We start from the raw sequence: 20419 nt of genomic DNA, 5'->3' as shown, positions 1-20419 counted from the left end.
TTATTTTAACGGTCGAAAATTTTGGTTTTTTTATAAGGTTTTAGTCTAATTGAATTCAAAAATTACTCCATTGATTCCAAATATGGGATAATAAGGTCCAAAGCTTCCTGATGCGGTAGTGATACGCCAATATATGGCATGCTGTATTCAGGAATGGAAGAAGGCAATCTCGTCATTATACTATAACGAGAATCGTAAATTCCAGAATCATCAAAAGGGGTTTCGTACCGGAGATCCATGGCTGCAAAAAAGTTGACATTGTGATATGTACCAGGTGAATGGCAATGCGCACAATTCATATCGAAATAGGCTCGAACACGATCTTCGGTGGTATGGTTGGTGTCGGTCCAATCGATAAGCTGGCCTATTTCCGAGGTGGAAGGCGCTCCTGTTAATAAGCCCTGGGAAATCATGTTCTGTAATTGGTTGTTTCCTTCTACATCAAAATTCATACTGCGTAATTTGGGACCAATAGGGGTAATGTCTTCATAGGTTTTATGGCACATCACACAATCTGTTCCTGCTGGTATTTTGTAATTGATGTTTTGAGTGGCTCCGTTTTGGTCTATCCAAGTAATTGGGAGTTCTAGTCCGTTTGCATCGAGGCTAGCGTCTGTTTGATTTTCATTCCAAACGTAATTGCCGGTTAACCATTCGCTGTTTGTCTTGATGAGTATTCTTGTCTCGACGATTTGTTTTCCTTCGGATTCGTTCATTTCGTTATTGAAATAATAGAATGTTTTTGCAATTAGCGTGTTATCCGGGAATATGGGAAGACCATCCCCATCATAAGCCATGCTTTCGCCTTCGGGCAGTGCGATTAGACGTTGTTTGTGTGCATAGTCGGTGTAAAGCGGGGTATTCAGGTGGTATTCAAAAGTATATATGCTAGGCTCTAAATCTTGTAAAGATCCTGAATAAAGATGTAATTCGGATAGGGTAGGTTTAAACTCTGCAACCACAAGAGGGGGTAATGTGGAGAAAGTTTTTACACTGGTTTTTACACTTGTATTGTTTTCTGAGCAAAGTGCTTCCAAATAATAATCGTAGGAAGTGTTGGCGTCCAGATTGGAAATATCTATGGAGGTTGTTTCGGAAGTGATGGTAGTTCCTGCGCCTATTGCAAAACCGGTAGGGCCATATTCTATTTTAACAGATGTATTTTCGTTGGGGTTACTCCATTGCAGGGTGACACTGTTATGGGTAAGGTTGGTTTGAGATAGGTTGGTTGGTTTTAAGCATTCTGCCACAGTTGGGGTATCATCATCTTTACTACAGGCCACACAAAACATGACAAATACCATCAAAAGAGTAAGCTTATTCATGGATTTGGTTTTTAAATTACTGATTAATAGCTGTTACTAATGTAGTGAAAATGTTTTTTGGGAGGTGAACTTATCGATGTGTAGTCGTTTTTTTACTATATATGGAAGTGGGGTAATGTATTGAAATGGACTAGATCTCAATGGGAATTCTTGACTTATGGGTATAAAAAAAGAACCGCATTGGGGAACGGTTCTTTTTCGTGGACAATTTGATGTAGAGGCCGGATGTTAGCTAACGGCTTCTACAAAAAGTCCTTCTTCAGTTTTGTTTACTTTGGCTACACCATGTTTGGTAAGACCTTTAATGGTTTTGTCCCATTTTTTATTGCTCAATCCAGACTTCACTTTTAAGGTGTTTAAGTCTATAGGAGATTCTGCTTTTAAAAGTTCAAACAGGGCTTTTTCCTCCTCGTTCATTTCTGGTCCTTTTCTTTCCGGTTTCATTTGCGGGAAGAACAGTACTTCTTGGATGGATTGGTTGTTCGTCAAGAACATGATCAAACGGTCCATTCCAATTCCCATTCCAGATGTAGGAGGCATTCCGTATTCCAAAGCTCTAAGGAAGTCGAAGTCAATAAACTGTGTAGCTTCGTCGTCTCCTTTTGCGGCCAATTTCAATTGGTGTTCGAAACGTTCTCTTTGGTCTATAGGGTCGTTCAACTCTGAATAGGCATTGGCAATTTCCTTACCACAAACCATCAATTCAAAACGCTCTGTCAACTCAGGATTTTCTCTGTGCTCTTTGCACAATGGGCTCATCTCTTTTGGGTAGTCTGTAATGAAGGTTGGCTGGATGTAGTTGCCTTCACATTTCTCTCCAAAAATCTCGTCAATCAATTTTCCTTTACCCATGGTATCATCTACTTCAATACCCATGCCTTTAGCGGCAGCTCGTATTTCATCTTCAGATTTTCCTGTAATGTCAAAGCCTGTAAATTCCTTGATGGAATCGGCCATGGTTACACGTTTGTAAGGAGCCTTGAAGTTTATTTTGTGTTCTCCAAAAGTAGCTTCTGTAGTGCCGTTAACGGCGATGGCGCAGTGCTCCAGCAATTGCTCGCAGAAATCCATCATCCAGTTGTAATCTTTATAGGCTACATAAATTTCCATAGCCGTAAACTCTGGGTTGTGGGTTCTGTCCATTCCTTCGTTACGGAAGTTTTTGGAGAATTCATATACGCCATCAAAACCTCCAACAATGAGACGTTTTAGGTAAAGCTCGTTGGCAATTCGCATGTACAATGGAATGTCCAAAGAGTTGTGGTGCGTGATAAACGGTCTTGCTGCTGCACCTCCCGGAATAGGTTGCAATACAGGGGTTTCTACTTCAAAATAACCAGAGTCGTTAAAAAACTGACGCATGGCATTGAAGAGTTTTGTACGCTTTACAAACACTTCTTTTACTTGTGGGTTTACCACCAAATCGGCGTAACGTTGTCTGTAACGTTGTTCCGGATCTGTAAAGGCATCGTATACCACACCGTCCTTTTCTTTAGGAAGAGGTAGTGGTTTTAAGGACTTGCTCAATACGGTGAAATCCTTTACCATAATGGTTTTTTCGCCTACTTGTGTAAGGAACAATTCACCTTCAATTCCTATAAAATCTCCAAAATCCAAAAGTTTTTTGAAGACTTCGTTGTATTTGGTTTTGTCTTCACCTGGACAAATTTCATCTCTGTTGAAGTACACTTGTATTTTTCCTTCAGAATCCTGTAGCTGTGCAAAGGAAGCTTTTCCTTGAACTCTCATGGACATTAATCGACCAGCTACCACCACTTTTTTGCCTTCTTCAAAATTCTCCTTCACCTGTTTAGACGTGTGGTCTACAGGGTAGAGGTTGGCAGGATAGGGATTGATTCCCAATTCACGAAGTTTGGTTAATTTCTCTCTTCTTACGAGTTCTTGTTCTGAAAGTTGCATGCTAATAAATTTTGAACTGCAAAATTACATTATTTGCCAAAATTAGCATACAACTTTCAGTTTGAATTTTTTGAAAGAAAAATTTAGCGAAATATTAAGAAATAAAAGGAAAAGGACGTGTAACAATTGCGTAGTCTTGCAAGACAGATAGGGTGTAATAATTATAATTTTTTTAAATGAGTATTTGGAGAGTTTTGATATCCATAATTTGCCCGCCTTTGGCTGTTTTGGATAAAGGCTGTGGTTCTGTTTTAATCGTGTTTTTATTGTGGTTGTGCGGTTGGGTCCCTGGAGTGATTGCCGCCTTGGTAATTGTTAACAATCCAAAAAGGTAGGAGTAGATTGTAGGGCTTTGATGTAAAGGTTTGTGCCTTTTATAATGTATCTTTGTAGGGCAATCTAAACTTTTACCAATGAACAAAATTATTTGGGTCCTTTTTGGGATTCTTTTGACTACTGCAACGAGTTGCGAATTTTCCGAGAACATCTATATCTACGAAAATGGTTCTGGAAAAATGGAATTTACCTTTGATGCTTCTGAAATGATGAAAATGACAGGGGATGAATTGGCCAAAGAAAGCGAGGAAAAAGTAGATTCTACCTTTACGTTTAAAGAGCTTTTGGAAGAGAGGAAGGACAGCATTTCTAAATTGTCCAAGGAACAGCAAGAGGTGTTGAAGGGTTTGGAAAACTATTCTATGCACATGCTTATGGATCCCTCTTCAAAAACCATGAAGTTCGATCTGTTTACCAATTTTAAGGATGTAGACGAATTACAGGACATGTTTGCAGCCATGACCAAAATGCAGGCAATGGGAGACGAAAAGGGCGCTGGAGGAAACAATAAGTTTTCTTCTTTAGAACAAGGAACTTCGGAGTTGAAATACAGTTATAATGGTAGAAAATTTACTAGGAAATCCAAGATTATCAATCAAGAATTGCATCAACAAATGGTGGATAGCTTGAGTGAAATGGCCATGGTGTATGAGTCTTCGACCTATAAGTTGAACTATCATTTTCCACGTCCCATCAAATCTGTTTCCAATGAAGCGGCCTTGTTTAGCGACGACCGGAAAACCGTAACGGTAGAGTTTGGATTTATGGAATATCTAAAGAACCCAGAAGCGTTGAATCTAGAAGTGATATTAGAGAAATGAGTTTGAACAAAGTAGTACAAATACAGGATTTAGGGTTAAAGGATTATAATGACACTTGGGATTATCAAGAGTCACTTTTTAAAAGTATTCTCGATTTAAAAATTAAAAATAGGCGGGAGGCAAGCAATGAGTCTACTCCCAATTATTTACTATTAGTAGAGCATCCGCATGTGTATACTTTGGGGAAAAGTGGTGACTTGGCCAATCTTCTTTTAAATGAGGAGCAGTTAAGGGCCAAAGGAGCTACATTTTATAAAATCAATAGAGGAGGCGATATTACCTACCATGGACCAGGACAAATTGTAGGATACCCTATTTTGGATTTGGACAATTTCTTTACAGATATCCATAAGTATCTTAGATTCCTTGAAGAGATGGTGATCCTTACCTTAGATGAATATGGTTTAAAGGCGGAACGAAGCGAAGGCGAAACAGGTGTTTGGTTGGATGTTGGAACTCCGTTTGCTAGAAAGATTTGTGCTATGGGCGTAAGGGCTAGCCGTTGGGTGACTATGCATGGATTTGCTTTGAATGTGAATGTAGATTTGGGGTATTTTGATAATATCATCCCTTGCGGTATCAAAGGGAAAGCAGTAACCTCATTAAATGTTGAATTAGGCCTTAAAGAAGTCGATGAAAATGAAGTCAAGGAAAAGCTTCTGAAACATTTTCAACAGCTTTTTGAGGCGGAATTGAGTACGATGCCCTTTACGTTGTAAATCTTAATAATATATTTTTAAAATAGAAAACCCCAAAGTCCTTAAGAGTCCTTTGGGGTTTTTTATAGATAAGGGGCCTAAATTATAAGCTTATTTAATTACGCTCAATTCTCCAGAGGCCAAAGCATCTTGTAAATTGGCCGATACTTCTTTGTATTGGTTGAAGAATTTTTTGCCATCTTGTCTTTTCAGTACCACAATGGTGTTTCCGTTTTTATCTGCCTTAATTTCAGACACTACTACGGGAACGTTATCTACACTATTGTAAGAGGCAACTCCACCACGTTTGACAACGAGATTAAGTTTTGGAAAATCAATATCTTTAAAAGTTTGACTTTCGGGAGTGTTGATGGTTAGAACATCTCCTATTACTACTGAATCTTGAATGTTAGACGTTGCGCTAAAACTGTTAAAATTTAAAAATAACGCAAAAATTAAGATGTAAACTGCATTTTTCATAATTATAGTATTAAAATCGGGTGCAAATTTACAGAATATTTAGAGATTTAAATCAGAATTCTTTGTTAAAAAATACCTTGTAATAGTGCATTTTTTTGGCTTCGTCATAACCGCGTTCCAAATAATCCTCAGAAGCATCGGGCGCATCAATATCCAGTTTAATTTGAATGTTGGTATCTAGTTTGATTTCGCTTTTAATTTTTTGCTTTTGCTTTTTAAGGACAACTTCGGAAATGTCGAATTGGTTGCGGATTACGATGTTGTGATCGGATTCGTAGTCCTTTTTAAAGTCGTCAAACAAAGTTCTGTGTTTTTCTTCTTCAAAGACTTCTTCCTTAAAATTTTCAACATTTACAATTTCACGTTCCTTAAAGAAATCTACTGTTTTGGCCAAGAAATTACTGTGTTCTTGACCGCCAAAATTAGGCTGTACCACCTCCTTTGAAAATTCGCGGCACATCTCGATGTAGTTTTTGGTGTGTTCATTGGAATCATCAGGGTATTTTACATTTAAAAAACTCTTGATCCAATATTGGGTGTCGTAGTTGTTATGGTCTACACTCAATACAATTTTACCTTCAGCGTCTGCAGCGTTCAGGATCAAACAACCTTTGTCTACTTTTTTGGTTTGAATCCCAGATTGTACATAAATGTCGTAGCTGCCATTTTCCATATAGGTCTGGAAAAAGTTGGTTTTGTTTTCAATTTTGAAAATCCCCACGGCGTCTGTTGTATAGTCTTCGTACTGAATGTCGTGAAACATGCAAACAATGACATCTCCAGTTTTTATTTGTGCCGAATTGGATTGCTCAAACAAATGGTTGACTACATGTTTTGAAACGTCAATAAAATCTGTGTCGTCTGCCAAAAGTTGTGAAGCGTAACTGTTTATTTCATTCAATTCTATATTGGAATGGTGATTGAAACGATAGGTCTCTGCAATAGATCCAAAAGGGCGAAGTAAATAGGGGAGCAGTAGTTCGTAGCTAACTTCGTCAAAGTCTAAAAGGTTTTCTGAAAAAGCATTTTTGGTGCTGTTGAATTTGTTGCCCACCTTGTGGATGATGCATTTTGATATAGAAGCTTTTGTGCGTTTGATCATGATTTGGGACTCTGAATTTTCAAGCTGCAATACTACTAAAAATTGAAGAGATTAGATCATAAAAAACGCCAAAGAAAACTTTGGCGTTTAATCCGAGGGGACTATAATTCGGCTGTCTTGGCGTATAAGATTATACTTTTGGTGTTTGTATAACTAATTGTAATAAAGTGAAATATACAAAATTTTGGCCGTGATTGCAAATAGAACCTTTACTTGTTTTATTATATAATCCTTAATGTTTTTAATTTATTTTATAGATAATCAAACTGTTGGCGTCTCCTTTGGTGACTATTTCAACATTTTTGTCCTTGTCGATGCTGTCTAAATCTATTGCTGAATTTCCATAAATTGGGAAGTTAGGGATCGATTTTCCTTGGCTGTCAAATAGGTATACTTTTTTGGACTGCAAATCGGTTACGGAGACGTAAATCTTGTCATTTACATAAAAGATTTTTGGGGCCGTATATTCGCCGTAATCCAATTCAATAGGATGTGATTTGATGTTCAGTTTGTTTTCGGAAAGTGTCACAAAGGTTTTGCTGGTGGCGTCAATTTTGTGCGACTCATTCAGGTTGAGGTTGGCGCTGTTTATTTTTCCGCTTTGATTTACTTGTAGCAGAGCTCCGTTTGAAGTTGTTGTGGTGAATTTATCTTCGTATATGTAAATGCTGTTATCGGAAAAATTGATGGCATCGTTCACTTTAATTCTGGTTTTTCCAACACGGTCCAAAATTTTAAGCGTAGTTCCTTCAGCAAACACAATATAGTCTTTTCTTCCTATTCTAAAGTGTTGTGGTTGCGTAGAGATGGTATTCTTGGCCTTGTTGAATGTAAAGCCGTTAACAGTTTTTCCCTTTTGGTCGTACATCAATAGCTCTTTGCCTTGAGTGACCATCAATCGGTAATTTTTCTTTTTGTCGTAATCAAAAACGGATAGAGGTTGGGTGATTTTGTCTTTAAAATTTAATGGAAATGGCGAAACATCCTTACCGTTTCTAGCTATTACATAAACTCTATTTGGTGTGGCAAACGCCAGTTGAAGACGCCCATTTTTGTACATGTCAATCTGTTCTATTTTACCTAGGATCTTACCCTGAAGTTGTTTCTTCCAATAGATCTTTCCTTCGTTGGAAATGAGGTATAGATTGTTCTTTACATCTTGAACTACAATGTCCTTTTGTTTGGTAATGTGGTTGGTTACAAATTGTGGTGTGGTTAAAAGGTCGTTGTCTAAGGTAATGGTGAACTCCTCTGAAATGTCGTTAGAGCTTTGTTTGGCTTTGTGCTTTTTTATGACAGCATTTACGTGGGCAAAATCCGTGTCATAAATAAATTGTAGGGCAGAGGCCTTATAGTTGTCTGCATCTATAGCTAAATCTTCGGAAAAGTTTTGTTTTAAAACTGAAAGCAATGCTTTGTTGTTACCATATAATAGTAAGGATGATTCATCGCTTAGTTGTGTTGTGAGGTTTTGGTAATAACTTTCAGAAGCTAGCGTATGGTCGTTTTGGTAATTGGCAATAAACTCTTTTAGTAATTCGATGCTGTCGCTAAACACAAAATAGTCATCCAAATTGATGAAGTTGCTTGCTGTGTCAAAAGTAATAAGAGGGTAAAATTCTTTTTTGAATAGTTCCGGTTGCCCAAATGTGTAAATGGAAATGTTTCTATAGGTTTCCATTAAGGGATTTTCTTTTAAATGTTCCAAAGTGGAAGTTGGGTCTATAGAGTTTAAGAATATTGCTTTAGAGCCATTTTCGTCAATAGTACCAACTTCATTGATGTTTTCAAAAAGAGGATTTTGTATTGTTATGGAATCTCTTTTAGAAAACAACTCTAGTTGTTCGTGAAAAGTTTTATAGTTATTGAAGGTGAAACTCAAAAAAGCTTCTGTTCCAGGCGGGCATACGTGGCTTATTTTGTTTTCTTGGGGAATAGTATTTTTGAAAATGTTAATCAAACTTTTGGTAGAATCCAGAGCTTTGGTGATTCCGTTTAAGTTAACGTCGTCTTGAGACATGGTTAGGTCTACCATGAGGTAGTCTGAGAGTTTTACTTTAGACAATTCTTCCGATTGAAAAATAGTAGGGAATTGCTTGTTGCATGTGAAAATAGCAGAAACCGTTTTGTCATTTGATGAAGCGTTTAACGCTTTTTGAAATTCTAAATCGGTGATTGGTTTTGGGGTGGCCAATTCAACGGTTTCTTTAGAATTGGAAGCAAACAATATGCTGTCAATAATGGTGCTGTAAAATATCTGATCTTCTACCGTGGTTTTATGGATGGTTCTATTTTTGGTTTTGAGAACCTCGTCTTTATGTTTTGTAAGAGAATCGAATTTTATTAAGGTAGGGGTGTTTTTGGTGATTAACGTAACGCCTAAACTGTCTTTAGGATTGGAGCTGAAACAAATTAATACAGGGTTGTCTGTGTTGAGGTGTTTTAAAAATTCAAGGTGTTTGAAAGAGCTCTTGGTATTTTTGTTTTCTGAAAGCGCTTCAATTAAATCGTTGTTTTTAAAATTGCTTCTCAGGTTGCCAAGATTTGATGTTTTTAGAACAACACTGGTATTTTCGGGAATTAGGTGGCTTAATTTGGTCTGCTTGGTATAGTTTGAATCGCAGCTAAGAAAAAGCAGGATCAGGAGACTTGCAAAAACGTATTTCATTAAGAGGGGTTTTGAGAAAATGGACTTTTCAAGGCAAATATACTGAAACAGAATCAAAAAAAATGATTCACTGTTTTAGGTGTATATCATTATATTTAGGTAAGGTTATTTTTTTTGAGTTATAGTTCAAATTTTAATTGTTCAGGCAGTAGCCTAAAAGATTTCCGGTGGTATTTGGTAATACCATATTTTCTAATGGCTTCTCGATGCTCTTTAGTAGGGTAGCCTTTGTTCTTTTTCCAATTGTACATTGGGAATTCTTCATGGATTTTATCCATATAGGCGTCGCGTTCCGTTTTGGCAATAATAGAAGCAGCTGCGATACTGAGGTATTTGCCATCTCCCTTGATAATTGTTTCAAAAGGAATATCCTTAAAAGGTTTGAATCTGTTGCCATCCACTATTATGAATTCTGGTTGAGTATGCAATTGCTCAATGGCTTTGTGCATGGCGAGTATGGAGGCGTTGAGAATATTGATGATGTCTATCTGGTCGGGCCAAATATGGGAAAAGGCGAAAGCTTCTGCTTTTTCCTCAATCACAGGTTTTAGAAGCAGTCGTTTATGCTCTGTAAGTGCTTTTGAATCATTTATCAAATCGCTTTTTAAGCTAGCTGGTAAAATAACAGCAGCAGCAGTTACAGGTCCGGCCAAACAACCACGGCCTGCTTCGTCTGTACCGCATTCTATTGAGAATTCTGAAAAATTGGATTTTAGGTTCAAAGTGTTAAAATTTCAGCAAAGTTAAAATTTTAACGCAACCTATTTGAATTTAATGCATCTTTTGAGTGTTAAATGCCGTCAAAACACCAGTAATAGCTTAGTTTTTTAACAGGTTCAGCGTTAACACTTTTTTAATAAAATAACTTGTTTATTTAATATATTATTAAGATGTTTGCGCAAGACTAACTCAAATAATTGTTTTATGAAATTAAAGTTAACATGGTTAATGACGCTGTTTATGGCGTTAGTGATGCAGTTTTCCTATGCGCAGGAAAAAACGGTCACAGGAACAGTTATATCAGAATCAGACGGCTTGCCTCTGCCTGGTGTAAATGTAATTGTAAAAGGAACAACCAGAGGTGTTCAAACTGACTTTGATGGAAACTATACCATCACTGTAAGTACAGGAGAAACTTTGGTGTTTTCATTTGTAAGTATGAAAAGTGTAGAAATTGCAGTGGGTACTAGTAATTCTATAAACGTTTCAATGCAAGAAGATATTGCAGCATTGGAAGAAGTAGTAGTTGTGGGGTACTCTTCAAGAGACGAAACAAAGGTCGCGGGAGCTATTTCTGTAGTTAAAGCTGAAACTATAGAGCAAGTGCCAATTGCATCATTTGATCAAATTCTTCAAGGTCAAGCTCCAGGGGTGCAAGTTTCTGCTGGGTCTGGGCAACCAGGTCGTTCAGCAAGAGTAAGAATTAGAGGTAATGGGTCTATTAATGGTAGTAATACTCCTTTGTATATAGTGGACGGAATTCAGGTTGGTGCTGGAGATTTTGCTGCACTTAACCCAAACGATTTTGAAAATATCTCTGTGCTTAAGGATGCTAGTGCTACAGCTCAATATGGTTCTAGAGGTGCGAATGGTGTTATTTTGGTGACTACCAAAAAAGGTGCTTTTGGAGAGAAAACAGAGTTTAAATATAGAACTCAGTATGGTATTTCAAAAGTAGGTAACTCTCGTTTTTCAATGATGAATTCAGAGCAATTGTTGAATTTCCAAAGGTTAATTGGTAGTGGTTTAGGTGATGGTAAAACAGATGCTGAGATTGCTGAGTTAGCTCAGGTAAATACTAATTGGGAAGATTATTTCTTTAGAACAGCACAAACTGTTTCTCATGAAATGTCTATGACAGGAGGTTCTGAAAAGTCTAGATACTACAGTAGTTTAAGTTATTTTGATCAAGAAGGTATTTCTGTGAGATCAGATTTTAAGCGTTTTACATTTAGAAATAACTTCGAGTCAAGACCTAATGATAAGACCAAAATAGGTTTTAACTCTTTAGTTGCTTACTCAATTGATCACGGTGTGGATTCAGAGGGGTCTGTTACTTTGCAAAACCCGTATGCTGCGGTGTATTTAGGATCTCCATATGATGCTCCTTATAATGCTGATGGAAGCTTTGCAACTGGAAATGGTAAAGTAGGAGCGAATGCTTTGGAAAATCTTTATGTTAATGGTAGAGAAGGTAAACAAATCAGGTTTACAGGTTCTGTTTATGCTGAGCGTGAGTTGTTTAAGAATATTAGTGCTAGAACTGATTTAGGGGTTGATTTTACTCAAGATAATAACTTTAGATATGCAGATCCTAGTAGTTACTATGGAGGTACTACTACGCCAGGTAATGCCGGTTTTTACACGGAATCCAATAGTTACTTTGCAAATATTACCTCTACCACAAGATTGGTGTATGACAATGTGTTTGCCGAGAAGCACAACTTAACCGCAGGTGTTTATATGGAGTACGTTAAATTACACGTAAGATCTAGTGGTTTTACTGGATATGGAATTAACCCAACTTTACCAGGTGTGCCTGGAGGTATAAGTGAAGGGACTCCTGAGAATGAGTTGATTCCAACTGTTTCTGGTGGCGTTACAGAAAGAGGTTTGTTCTCTTACTTTGGATTGGTTAACTATGATTTTGACGGCCGTTTTGGTTTGGATGCATCTTTAAGACGTGATGCGTCATCTAAATTTGCTGATGAAAATAAATGGGCTACTTTTTACTCTGTTGCTGGTAGATGGAATATTTCCAATGAGGAATTCCTAGCAGGAAACAAAACTATCAACAACTTGAAACTAAGAGCTAGTTATGGAACCTCTGGTAACCAAGATGCTATTAATGATTTTTCTGATAAAACTGAATATGGGCAAGTATCCTATAATGGTAATACAGGTATCGCATTTGGTAGAATTGGTAACCCAGAGTTGAAATGGGAGACTTCAAATCAATTAAACGTTGGTATTGATTATGATTTGTTTAACTATAGATTGTCTGGATCTGTAGAATATTACAACAACAAAACAACTGACTTGTTTGTTGATTATAATTTATCACCTTCGGCTTCAGGTACTTCTGTTATTGAAGCAAATGCTGGGTCTATGAGAAACGCTGGTTTTGATGTAAGCTTAACAGGTGTATTGGTTAGAAATGAGGATTTTCAATTTGAATTAAATGGAAATTTCAACTATAACAAAAATGAGATTTTAGATTTAGGACAAGTAAACGAATTTGAACAAGGTACTTCTATTATTAGAGAGGGCTTGCCATTAGGAAGTCACTATGTTGTTGGTTGGGCTGGAGTTAACCCTGCAAACGGACAGCCGTTGTACTATGACCTTGATGGAAATGTAACAAATGTATATAGTGAGACTAATTCTGTAGCTAACTACGGAAGTTATAACCCAGTTTGGACAGGAGGTTTTGGAGCTAGAGTAACTTATAAGGCTTTTGAATTGTCTACGTTATTTACTTTTGCTGCTGATTATTACAGATTTAACAACCAGACATTCTTCCAAGAAAACCCTAACTTTGCCCAGTACAACTTATCTACGGCAATGTTGGATATGTGGCAACAACCAGGTGATATTACTGAGGTTCAAAGCTATAGATATAACAGAGAGTTTTCTTCTAAAGATATCGAAGATGCTTCTTTCACGAAATGGAGAAACTTGACAATAGCGTATAATTTACCTCAAAGATATATTGACAGCATTGGCTATATTTCAGGATTAAGATTATATGCACAAGGACAAAACTTATATACTTGGACTAAGTTTACAGGTTTCGATCCTGAAGATGATAATAATATTGCTCAATATGAGTATCCAACACCAAGAACATTTACTATTGGTTTGGATGTTAAATTTTAAAAAATGATGAATATGAAAAAAATATCAAAATATCTATGCATAGCTCTATTAATGGGTGGTATGTATTCATGCGATAATGCCATTGATGTAGCGCCAGATGATGAGATTTTAGAAGAGAATGCCTATACCAATGTTGATGATTTAGAAAGAGGTATCTATGGTGTGTACGCTGGTATTTCTGGTTCAAATATTATTCAATGGTCATCTAGATTTACTGATGATTTAAGGATAGCGGCAACGAACAGAGGTCAAGGAATTCAAGTACATAGATGGTCGATTAACCCAGGTACTGATGAAGTAGCTGGTTTATGGGGAAATATGTATAATGTAATTGCTAGAACCAATAGGCTTTTGGACGCAATGGAGAACATTACGCCAATTAACGAAGATGAGGAAGCTACTATGCAACGTATTAAAGCAGAATGTTTGGCAGTAAGAGCCATGGAACATTTTGATTTATTAAGATTATATGCCCAAGATTATGAAAGTACGTCTTTAGGTGTGCCAATCATTGATGGGGTATATGTGTTTGAACAATTCCCGCGTAATACTGTAGGTGAAGTGTTTACATTTATTAACGCTGATTTAACGGAAGCCTATAATCTATTAAGTTCGTCTTATACTGAGAACACTCGTTTAACTAAAACTGCCATCAATGCTTTAAGAGCAAGGGTAGCGTTATACCAAAAGGATTATGCTTCAGCAATTAGTTATTCAACTCAGGTTATCAATGCGGCTCCTTTGGCTGTAGGTACTGAATTTTTTGGAGTATGGACTGATGAAGTTGAGACTGAAGTAGTGTTTAAATTGGCTAGAACTTCTGGTGACGGAGCTGTAGGAACACTTTTTACAGATACCAATGATGATCGATTTTTTAATATTTCCTATAGTTTATTTGACTATATGGCAAATAATGGATGGACCAACGATATTAGAACATTCATCACCATCGATACTGAAAACTTTGATGTAGATGATCTAAGAGTTGGAAAATATCTAGGAAGTGAAGCTAATTTTGGTTTGAACGATATTAAAGTGTTTAGAACAGGAGAGCAATACTTGATTAGAGCAGAAGCTTATGCTAGAACTGGTTCTTTGGACTTGGCTGCTCAGGACGTTGAAGATTTGCAAAATGCTCGTGTGTACCAAGGAGGACCAGTTGCTCCTTTAACATATGGAAGCGTTAGTAATGCTTTGAATGATATTTTAGCGGAAAGACGTTTTGAATTGGCATATGAAGGACATAGATTCTTTGACCTTAAGAGATTTGGATTAGGGGTTAATAGAGGAGCAGATGACTGTACCGACCCTGCTGATCCTTGTTCTTTAGATGGGGATGATTACAGAATGGCATTGCCAATTCCTTCTACGGAAATTTTTGCCAATGATGTGATTCAACAAAACAATCAGTATTAATTTTTAATAGAAAAAAAATGAAAAAGTATTTATTTATACTGTCAATATTTGCGCTCTTTTTGTCATCATGTGATGAGCAAGAACCGGAAATATATGACGGCACTAGTTTAATATATTTTACAGATGGTACCTCAGGTAAGTTTTTTGTGGAGGATGCACCTGAATCTAGTACGCAGATAGTTGTGGGAGTAACCAAGGCTTCTTCATCAGATAGAACATTTACTGTAGCGGTAAACGAAGAGTTGACCACTGCGACACCAGATCAGTATGAGTTTATGACATATACGTTTACAATTCCTGCTAACGAATATCTTGGTTATATTGAAGTATTTGGAAATTTTGATGCAATATCTACAGCTGGATCTACTTTAGCTATCGAATTAGTTGATATTCAAAATGCAGAGGTTGCTAACTTTGATACTACGTTTCTTTTGGGACTAAATCAATATTGTCCAATCGAATTACCTGGTACATCGTATAATGGTTCTGCCTATATCGGTACTTCGTTAGTAAATACCTTTCAAGGTTCATTAAACGCAACGGGAGAATTGAACGAGTATGTTATTAATAATGCTTGGGGAGAGTTTGTTGCAGCTGCAACTGGTGACGATGGCTATCTAGGTCAATATTATTACCCTGTTATTATCCAAATAGGATGTGATGGAAGTGTTGATGTAACTCCTTCAAACACAAATGGAATTCCTGGAGCAGGAGGAACGGGAACGTATAACGAAGCTTCTGGTATCATCAGTTTAAGTTTAACACAAGGGTTGTTTACAGAACCATTTAATGTAGAAGTAGAGTTAGCTCTATTTTAATTATACATTTTAATTAATAATAAAAAAGGCCGGAAAATCTATTTATTTTCCGGCCTTTTTTCATTACAAAAATCTAAGAGAAGGGATTTTTTAATTAAGGTTTAAGCAAGTTATTCTACAGAAAATAGTATGAACTTTGTATAATTTTAAATTAAATAGATATTATAAAACAAAAAAGGAAGAGTTAAATGCTTTTGCTTTTTTGTTTTATAATATCTATAATGCTATATTTGGCCGCGATTAAAAAGCCTAGCTAGAATGAAAAAAATTATATCATTTGTATTACTATGTCTGAGTATTAATGCTTTGGGACAGACGGAAGAACAAGTTTCTAAGTATATTAATAACGAAGATAAATCTAAATTATTGGATTTGTCAGCTCGATTTAAAAGAGATTCAGATGAATCCCTTAAAGCTGCATTGGAAAAATATCCTAGGATAATAGAACATGACGGTAAAGTAGGTTACCTTCAGGGATTGAGAATGGATGGATCTCCAATTTATATTACAAGTTTTAATGCCGGATGTGCTGAAACTGTTCAAGCAGATGAGTTATACGAAGGAGGTGAGCTTGGATTGGATCTTTCAGGTGCTGGTTTAACATTGGGATTATGGGAAGGTGATGCAGTTAGAAATACCCATCAGGAATTAACAGGGAGAATAGATCAACAGGATTTCTTGATTTTTTTTGGAGCAAATGATGAATCAAACCATGCAACTCACGTCGCAGGTACTATGATTGCTTCTGGGGTTGATACAGATGCCAAGGGGATGGCTTACGAAGCGTCAATTGTGGCTTATGATTGGGATGGCGATTTGGAAGAAATGGCTATCGAAGCTGCTTCAGGAATGTTGTTATCCAATCACTCTTATGGATTGGATGTTTTCGATGGAAATACGCTATTAATTCCTGTTTATTGGTTTGGAAAGTATGATAATAAGTCAAGAGCTTTAGACGAATTATTGTACGAGGCTCCGTACTATGTGTCTGTGTTGGCGGCTGGAAATGATAGACAGAAAAGTGCCTTTGCAACCAATAAGAATGGTTATGATATGCTTCAAGGATTTTCTAATGCAAAGAATGCAATTACTGTTGCTGCAGTGAATGAAGTTTCCAATTATACTAATGAATTCAGTGTGACTATGAGTAATTTTAGTAATTATGGGCCAACCGATGATGGAAGAATTAAGCCAGATATTTCTGCTAAAGGAGTAAGTGTTAAATCGTCCGTAGCGACTTCAAATACTGCTTATGCAACAATGCAAGGAACATCGATGGCTACACCAAGTGTTACTGGGACGTTAGCATTGTTACAAGAACATTATAATAATGTGAATGATATATATATGAAAGCGGCAACTGTAAAAGGTTTAATGGCTCATACGGCTTTGGAGGCTGGTTTTAATGATGGACCTGATTACAGATATGGCTGGGGATTGTTAAACGCTAAGGATGCTGCTAATTGTATTACTAATAATGGTGTTTCATCTATTATCAATGAAACTTCACTTGCCAACGGAGATACTTTTTCTACAACAGTTACTGCTTTGGGAGATGAACCTTTAGTGGTAACCATAAGTTGGACAGATCCAGAAGGAACAGTATATGTTTCTTCTTCAACTACAGATTTATTAGATAATCCTATAGCTATTCTAGTTAATGATTTAGATGTTCGTGTAACCAATGCTTCTACTACTTATTATCCTTGGAAGTTGGATCCGGCATTTCCTAGTGGTGGCGCAACTAAGGCAGACAATACCGTAGATAACATTGAGAAAATTGAAATTGCAAATCCTTCTGGAGAATATACTGTAACCGTTAGTCATAAAGGGACATTGGAAAACGATATTCAAGATTTTTCAATTGTAATTACCGGAATTAATGCAACTCTTGGTGTTGAGGATAACGAAATTCAAAATGTTGCAGTTTGGCCAAACCCTGCAAAGGATGTTATTAATTTGAAACTAACTTCCGTGGAAAACAATTCTAAAGTTAGTTTATATGATATTCACGGACGTTTGGTTTATCAAGGCGCTTTAAAATCTTCTAGTTTGTTACATTCAATTAATGTTAAGGAATTCTCAGCAGGAGTATATTTCTTAAATGTTGAAAACGGAACACAAACCTTTAACAAGAAAATTGTTATTGAATAATTTTAGTTGTAATTGAACTTAATATTAGGTTAAGTATTAATTAAAATGACCGCAATAGGGAATTCCTTATTGCGGTTTTTTTTATACTGGTCTATTCCGTCCAACTTATAGTGTATTATATAGTATAGCATTCACTCGGTTTTGCTCATAATATTCTAACTTTATTTTCGTTTTAAATACTTACTTTTGCTCCATATTTTACTACAGGTATGAGGAAATTGCTTTTAAGTGTTTTTATTTTGGTGACTTCGTTAATGAGTGCTCAAGTCAGGAAATTTGAGAAACCATTATCCAGAGATGTAAGCACATCCTTGGATACTACAAATACCAATGTAAACAAAGACAGGAAAAGTAAGGCAAAAGAAAAATCAGCAACCATCAATATGTACAAAATGGTGTCCTATAAAAATGATACCACTTTTGTAGATACCTCACTAACCATTAAAAAAGACTACAAGTTTAATTACCTAAGAAAGGATAATTTTGAACGTATCAATTTTTTAAATACGGGGCAAACATTCAATTCTCTAAGTTTTAATGTTTCCAATACAGATGTGATGCCTGTATTTGGAGCTAGGGCAAGACATTTCAATTATATGGAAATTGAAGATATTTATTATTACGAAGTTGCCACACCATTTACTGAGTTATGTTATAAAACGGTCTTTGAGCAAGGCCATTTGTTGGACGCCTTATTCAGTGTGAACACTTCTAAACAGCTTAACTTCACAATAGCCTATAAAGGTTTACGTTCTTTGGGGAAATACCAGCACCAACTTACCAGTACAGGAAATTTTAGGTTTGTCACCAATTATTCCACCAAGAATAATCGTTATAAAATGAGAGGGCATATTGTGATGCAGGATTTAATGAATGAGGAAAACGGTGGTTTAAAGGATATAGATTTGGTTAATTTTGAATCGGGGAATAAGGAATTTAAGGACAGGTCCGTATTTGATCCCGTTTTTGAAAATGCCGAAAATATTTTGGAAGGAAAGCGTTTTCATCTAGAGCACCAATATCGAGTTACGAAAGCCCATGATTCACTTCAAAAGCCAAACTTTAATGTTGGTCATGTAATTTCCTTTGAGGATAAGTATTACCAATTTGTGCAAAGCTCCAGAAACGATTTTTTTGGCGAAGCATTTTTGACTAGCAAAATAAATGACAAAGTGACCTTGGAAGATTTTAGAAATCGGTTTTATGTTGATTTCAAAGAGAAAACATTGGGTAATATTAAGGTAAATGTAGATTATTACAATTATAATTACGGATATGATGCTTTAGTAATTTTGGAAGGCAATACAATTACCAATCGTTTAAAGGGAGATGTTTTAGAGGCAGGAGGAAGTTACGCTAATAGTTTTGGTAAATTTAATGTGTTAGGGGAATTTGGTATAAATGTTTCAGGAGATTTAGATGGCAATTTCTTTAAGGGTTCCGCAAACTATAGTTTTACAGATGATATCAAATTTAGTACCACTTTTAATTCTAGTTCCAAGGCGCCTAACTATAATTATGTGCTATATCACAGTGACTACCTCAATTACAATTGGGATAATTCAGGTACATTCGACAATGTGCAAACACAGCAATTAGCATTGGAATTACAGTGGCAAAAGTTGGCTAATATTTCGTTTGATTATTCAAATATTACTAATTACACTTATTTCGCAAAGGATGAAGTAACTGAAGGCGTTAAACCATTTCAGACTGACAATACGGTAAATTATTTGAGATTGAAGCTGAATAGGGAAATTCGATTTGGAAAATTTGCCTTGGACAACACCTTTATGTACCAAAATGTATTGAATGGTGATAATATTTTTAACGTACCCCAATTTATCACAAGAAATACCTTTTACTATTCCAACCATTTCTTTAAAAAGAAAGCCCTCTTTTTACAAACCGGAATTACCTTTAAGTATTTTACTGAATATAATATGAATGGTTACGATCCATTACTTGCCGAATTCTATGTTCAAAATGATACTAAAATTGGAAACTTTCCAATGCTTGACTTTTTCGTGAATGCAAAAGTGAGAACAATGAGGATATATTTGAAGGCAGAACATTTCAACTCAGCATGGACTGGGTATAAGTTCTATTCCGCTCCCAATTATCCATATCGTGATTTTATTGTTCGCTTTGGTCTGGTCTGGAACTTCTTTTTATAAGAAAAATCAATTTATTAAATATTTAAAAGACATGCATATGGCATGTCTTTTTTGTTTAGCCCATCCTTTCTATATATATGACAAAGTATTAATCGGGATTCATGTAGACTTTACACAACATATATAGTATGTATTCAAAAGAGGCTTTAAGGAAAGCTCAATACTCCACTTCCTATAAGTCATAAAATATTTCCAGGCCCAAACACTTCAATTCCAACGTTCTAAATTCCTTGTTTCAAAATATTTTCCAAAAACCCAAAAAAAGGCTTGCAGATATCCAAAAAGGCGGTATATTTGCAGCCGCAAAAACAGCGAGTGCTGCGAAGGCGAGAGGAGTTCATTGAGAGAGTCGGTTACAAGTATTTTGAGAGGCGATCGCGCCACGAAAAAAAACTTTCAAAAAAATAACCGAAACTGTTGCGAGCTTCAAAAAAGGGTTCTATATTTGCACCCGCTTAAGCGCTGAGCTTAGGAAGAACAAAGAAGACAAGTTCATTAACATATTGAATTGACAGCGTAAGACCGATCTTAATTTAAGATCTGGTCGAACAAAGAACAAGCCATTTTGAGAACCAGAAAATTCCGTTTCGAAAGTCTGAATAATATTTAAGATTTAACGATGAAG

14 protein-coding genes are annotated in these 20419 nt (G+C 36.2%); 8 read left to right on the top strand and 6 right to left on the bottom strand.

The window, feature by feature from the left end; genetic code table 11:
- Nucleotides 1-62 precede the first annotated feature (62 nt).
- Together AC6I5C_RS13510 and lysS are read right to left on the bottom strand one after the other, a co-directional pair.
- Nucleotides 63-1325, bottom strand: coding sequence for a fibronectin type III domain-containing protein (locus AC6I5C_RS13510; protein WP_497905613.1), 1263 nt, complete (start codon nucleotides 1323-1325; stop codon nucleotides 63-65).
- A gap of 228 nt (nucleotides 1326-1553) precedes the next feature.
- Complete coding sequence (gene lysS, locus AC6I5C_RS13505) at nucleotides 1554-3245, bottom strand: lysine--tRNA ligase (protein WP_497905612.1); 1692 nt, start codon at nucleotides 3243-3245, stop codon at nucleotides 1554-1556.
- A 176-nt stretch (nucleotides 3246-3421) separates the two neighbouring features.
- On the opposite strand from lysS, the gene AC6I5C_RS13500 reads away from it, so the two are divergent.
- The 3 genes from AC6I5C_RS13500 to lipB all read left to right on the top strand — a co-directional run bounded on the left by AC6I5C_RS13500 (nucleotide 3422) and on the right by lipB (nucleotide 5121).
- On the top strand, nucleotides 3422-3580 hold the full coding sequence (locus AC6I5C_RS13500) for a YqaE/Pmp3 family membrane protein (protein WP_076663302.1): 159 nt from the start codon (nucleotides 3422-3424) through the stop codon (nucleotides 3578-3580).
- Nucleotides 3581-3658: 78 nt separating this feature from the next.
- Nucleotides 3659-4402, top strand: coding sequence for a hypothetical protein (locus AC6I5C_RS13495; protein WP_497905611.1), 744 nt, complete (start codon nucleotides 3659-3661; stop codon nucleotides 4400-4402).
- Between the two features lie 2 nt (nucleotides 4403-4404).
- A complete protein-coding gene (gene lipB / locus AC6I5C_RS13490) occupies nucleotides 4405-5121 on the top strand; it encodes a lipoyl(octanoyl) transferase LipB (protein ID WP_497905794.1) in 717 nt (238 codons plus the stop codon).
- A gap of 90 nt (nucleotides 5122-5211) precedes the next feature.
- Here the strand turns inward: lipB and AC6I5C_RS13485 are convergent, their stop codons facing one another.
- The 4 genes from AC6I5C_RS13485 to rnhB all read right to left on the bottom strand — a co-directional run bounded on the left by AC6I5C_RS13485 (nucleotide 5212) and on the right by rnhB (nucleotide 10072).
- The gene (locus tag AC6I5C_RS13485; protein WP_497905610.1) at nucleotides 5212-5580 is read right to left on the bottom strand and encodes a hypothetical protein; all 369 of its coding nucleotides are present in this window, start codon (nucleotides 5578-5580) and stop codon (nucleotides 5212-5214) included.
- A gap of 52 nt (nucleotides 5581-5632) precedes the next feature.
- Complete coding sequence (locus AC6I5C_RS13480) at nucleotides 5633-6682, bottom strand: nucleoid-associated protein (protein WP_497905609.1); 1050 nt, start codon at nucleotides 6680-6682, stop codon at nucleotides 5633-5635.
- A 241-nt stretch (nucleotides 6683-6923) separates the two neighbouring features.
- Nucleotides 6924-9350 carry a DUF3352 domain-containing protein gene (locus AC6I5C_RS13475; protein WP_497905608.1) on the bottom strand — a complete coding sequence of 809 codons (2427 nt, stop codon included), beginning with the start codon at nucleotides 9348-9350 and terminating at the stop codon, nucleotides 6924-6926.
- A gap of 119 nt (nucleotides 9351-9469) precedes the next feature.
- The gene (rnhB, locus tag AC6I5C_RS13470; protein ID WP_497905607.1) at nucleotides 9470-10072 is read right to left on the bottom strand and encodes a ribonuclease HII; all 603 of its coding nucleotides are present in this window, start codon (nucleotides 10070-10072) and stop codon (nucleotides 9470-9472) included.
- Between the two features lie 202 nt (nucleotides 10073-10274).
- On the opposite strand from rnhB, the gene AC6I5C_RS13465 reads away from it, so the two are divergent.
- The 5 genes from AC6I5C_RS13465 (at nucleotide 10275) to AC6I5C_RS13445 (ending at nucleotide 19794) form a co-directional block, all read left to right on the top strand.
- Nucleotides 10275-13229 carry a SusC/RagA family TonB-linked outer membrane protein gene (locus tag AC6I5C_RS13465; RefSeq protein ID WP_497905606.1) on the top strand — a complete coding sequence of 985 codons (2955 nt, stop codon included), beginning with the start codon at nucleotides 10275-10277 and terminating at the stop codon, nucleotides 13227-13229.
- Nucleotides 13230-13241: 12 nt separating this feature from the next.
- Nucleotides 13242-14645: a RagB/SusD family nutrient uptake outer membrane protein gene (locus AC6I5C_RS13460; protein WP_497905605.1), complete on the top strand. Its 1404-nt coding sequence runs from the start codon at nucleotides 13242-13244 to the stop codon at nucleotides 14643-14645.
- A 59-nt stretch (nucleotides 14646-14704) separates the two neighbouring features.
- A complete protein-coding gene (locus AC6I5C_RS13455) occupies nucleotides 14705-15463 on the top strand; it encodes a DUF4843 domain-containing protein (RefSeq protein WP_497905604.1) in 759 nt (252 codons plus the stop codon).
- A gap of 306 nt (nucleotides 15464-15769) precedes the next feature.
- Nucleotides 15770-17617 carry a S8 family serine peptidase gene (locus AC6I5C_RS13450; RefSeq protein WP_497905603.1) on the top strand — a complete coding sequence of 616 codons (1848 nt, stop codon included), beginning with the start codon at nucleotides 15770-15772 and terminating at the stop codon, nucleotides 17615-17617.
- A 209-nt stretch (nucleotides 17618-17826) separates the two neighbouring features.
- Entirely contained in the window at nucleotides 17827-19794 is a 1968-nt protein-coding gene (locus tag AC6I5C_RS13445) for a putative porin (RefSeq protein ID WP_497905602.1), read from the top strand.
- Nucleotides 19795-20419 lie beyond the last annotated feature (625 nt).

It is taken from the genome of Mangrovimonas sp. sgz306409 (assembly GCF_059735265.1).
The sequence above is the reverse complement of the archived record's forward strand: the minus strand, read 5'-3'. Positions and strand labels throughout refer to the sequence as shown.

Bases quoted from the DNA above. Each gene is read 5' to 3' on its own strand.
- AC6I5C_RS13495 (WP_497905611.1), top strand. From the start codon at position 3,659: ATGAACAAAATTATTTGGGTCCTTTTTGGGATTCTTTTGACTACTGCA.
- AC6I5C_RS13480 (WP_497905609.1), bottom strand. From the start codon at position 6,682: ATGATCAAACGCACAAAAGCTTCTATATCAAAATGCATCATCCACAAG.
- AC6I5C_RS13475 (WP_497905608.1), bottom strand. From the start codon at position 9,350: ATGAAATACGTTTTTGCAAGTCTCCTGATCCTGCTTTTTCTTAGCTGC.
- AC6I5C_RS13510 (WP_497905613.1), bottom strand. From the start codon at position 1,325: ATGAATAAGCTTACTCTTTTGATGGTATTTGTCATGTTTTGTGTGGCC.
- AC6I5C_RS13500 (WP_076663302.1), top strand. From the start codon at position 3,422: ATGAGTATTTGGAGAGTTTTGATATCCATAATTTGCCCGCCTTTGGCT.
- lysS (WP_497905612.1), bottom strand. From the start codon at position 3,245: ATGCAACTTTCAGAACAAGAACTCGTAAGAAGAGAGAAATTAACCAAA.
- AC6I5C_RS13485 (WP_497905610.1), bottom strand. From the start codon at position 5,580: ATGAAAAATGCAGTTTACATCTTAATTTTTGCGTTATTTTTAAATTTT.
- AC6I5C_RS13460 (WP_497905605.1), top strand. From the start codon at position 13,242: ATGAAAAAAATATCAAAATATCTATGCATAGCTCTATTAATGGGTGGT.
- AC6I5C_RS13445 (WP_497905602.1), top strand. From the start codon at position 17,827: ATGAGGAAATTGCTTTTAAGTGTTTTTATTTTGGTGACTTCGTTAATG.
- AC6I5C_RS13465 (WP_497905606.1), top strand. From the start codon at position 10,275: ATGAAATTAAAGTTAACATGGTTAATGACGCTGTTTATGGCGTTAGTG.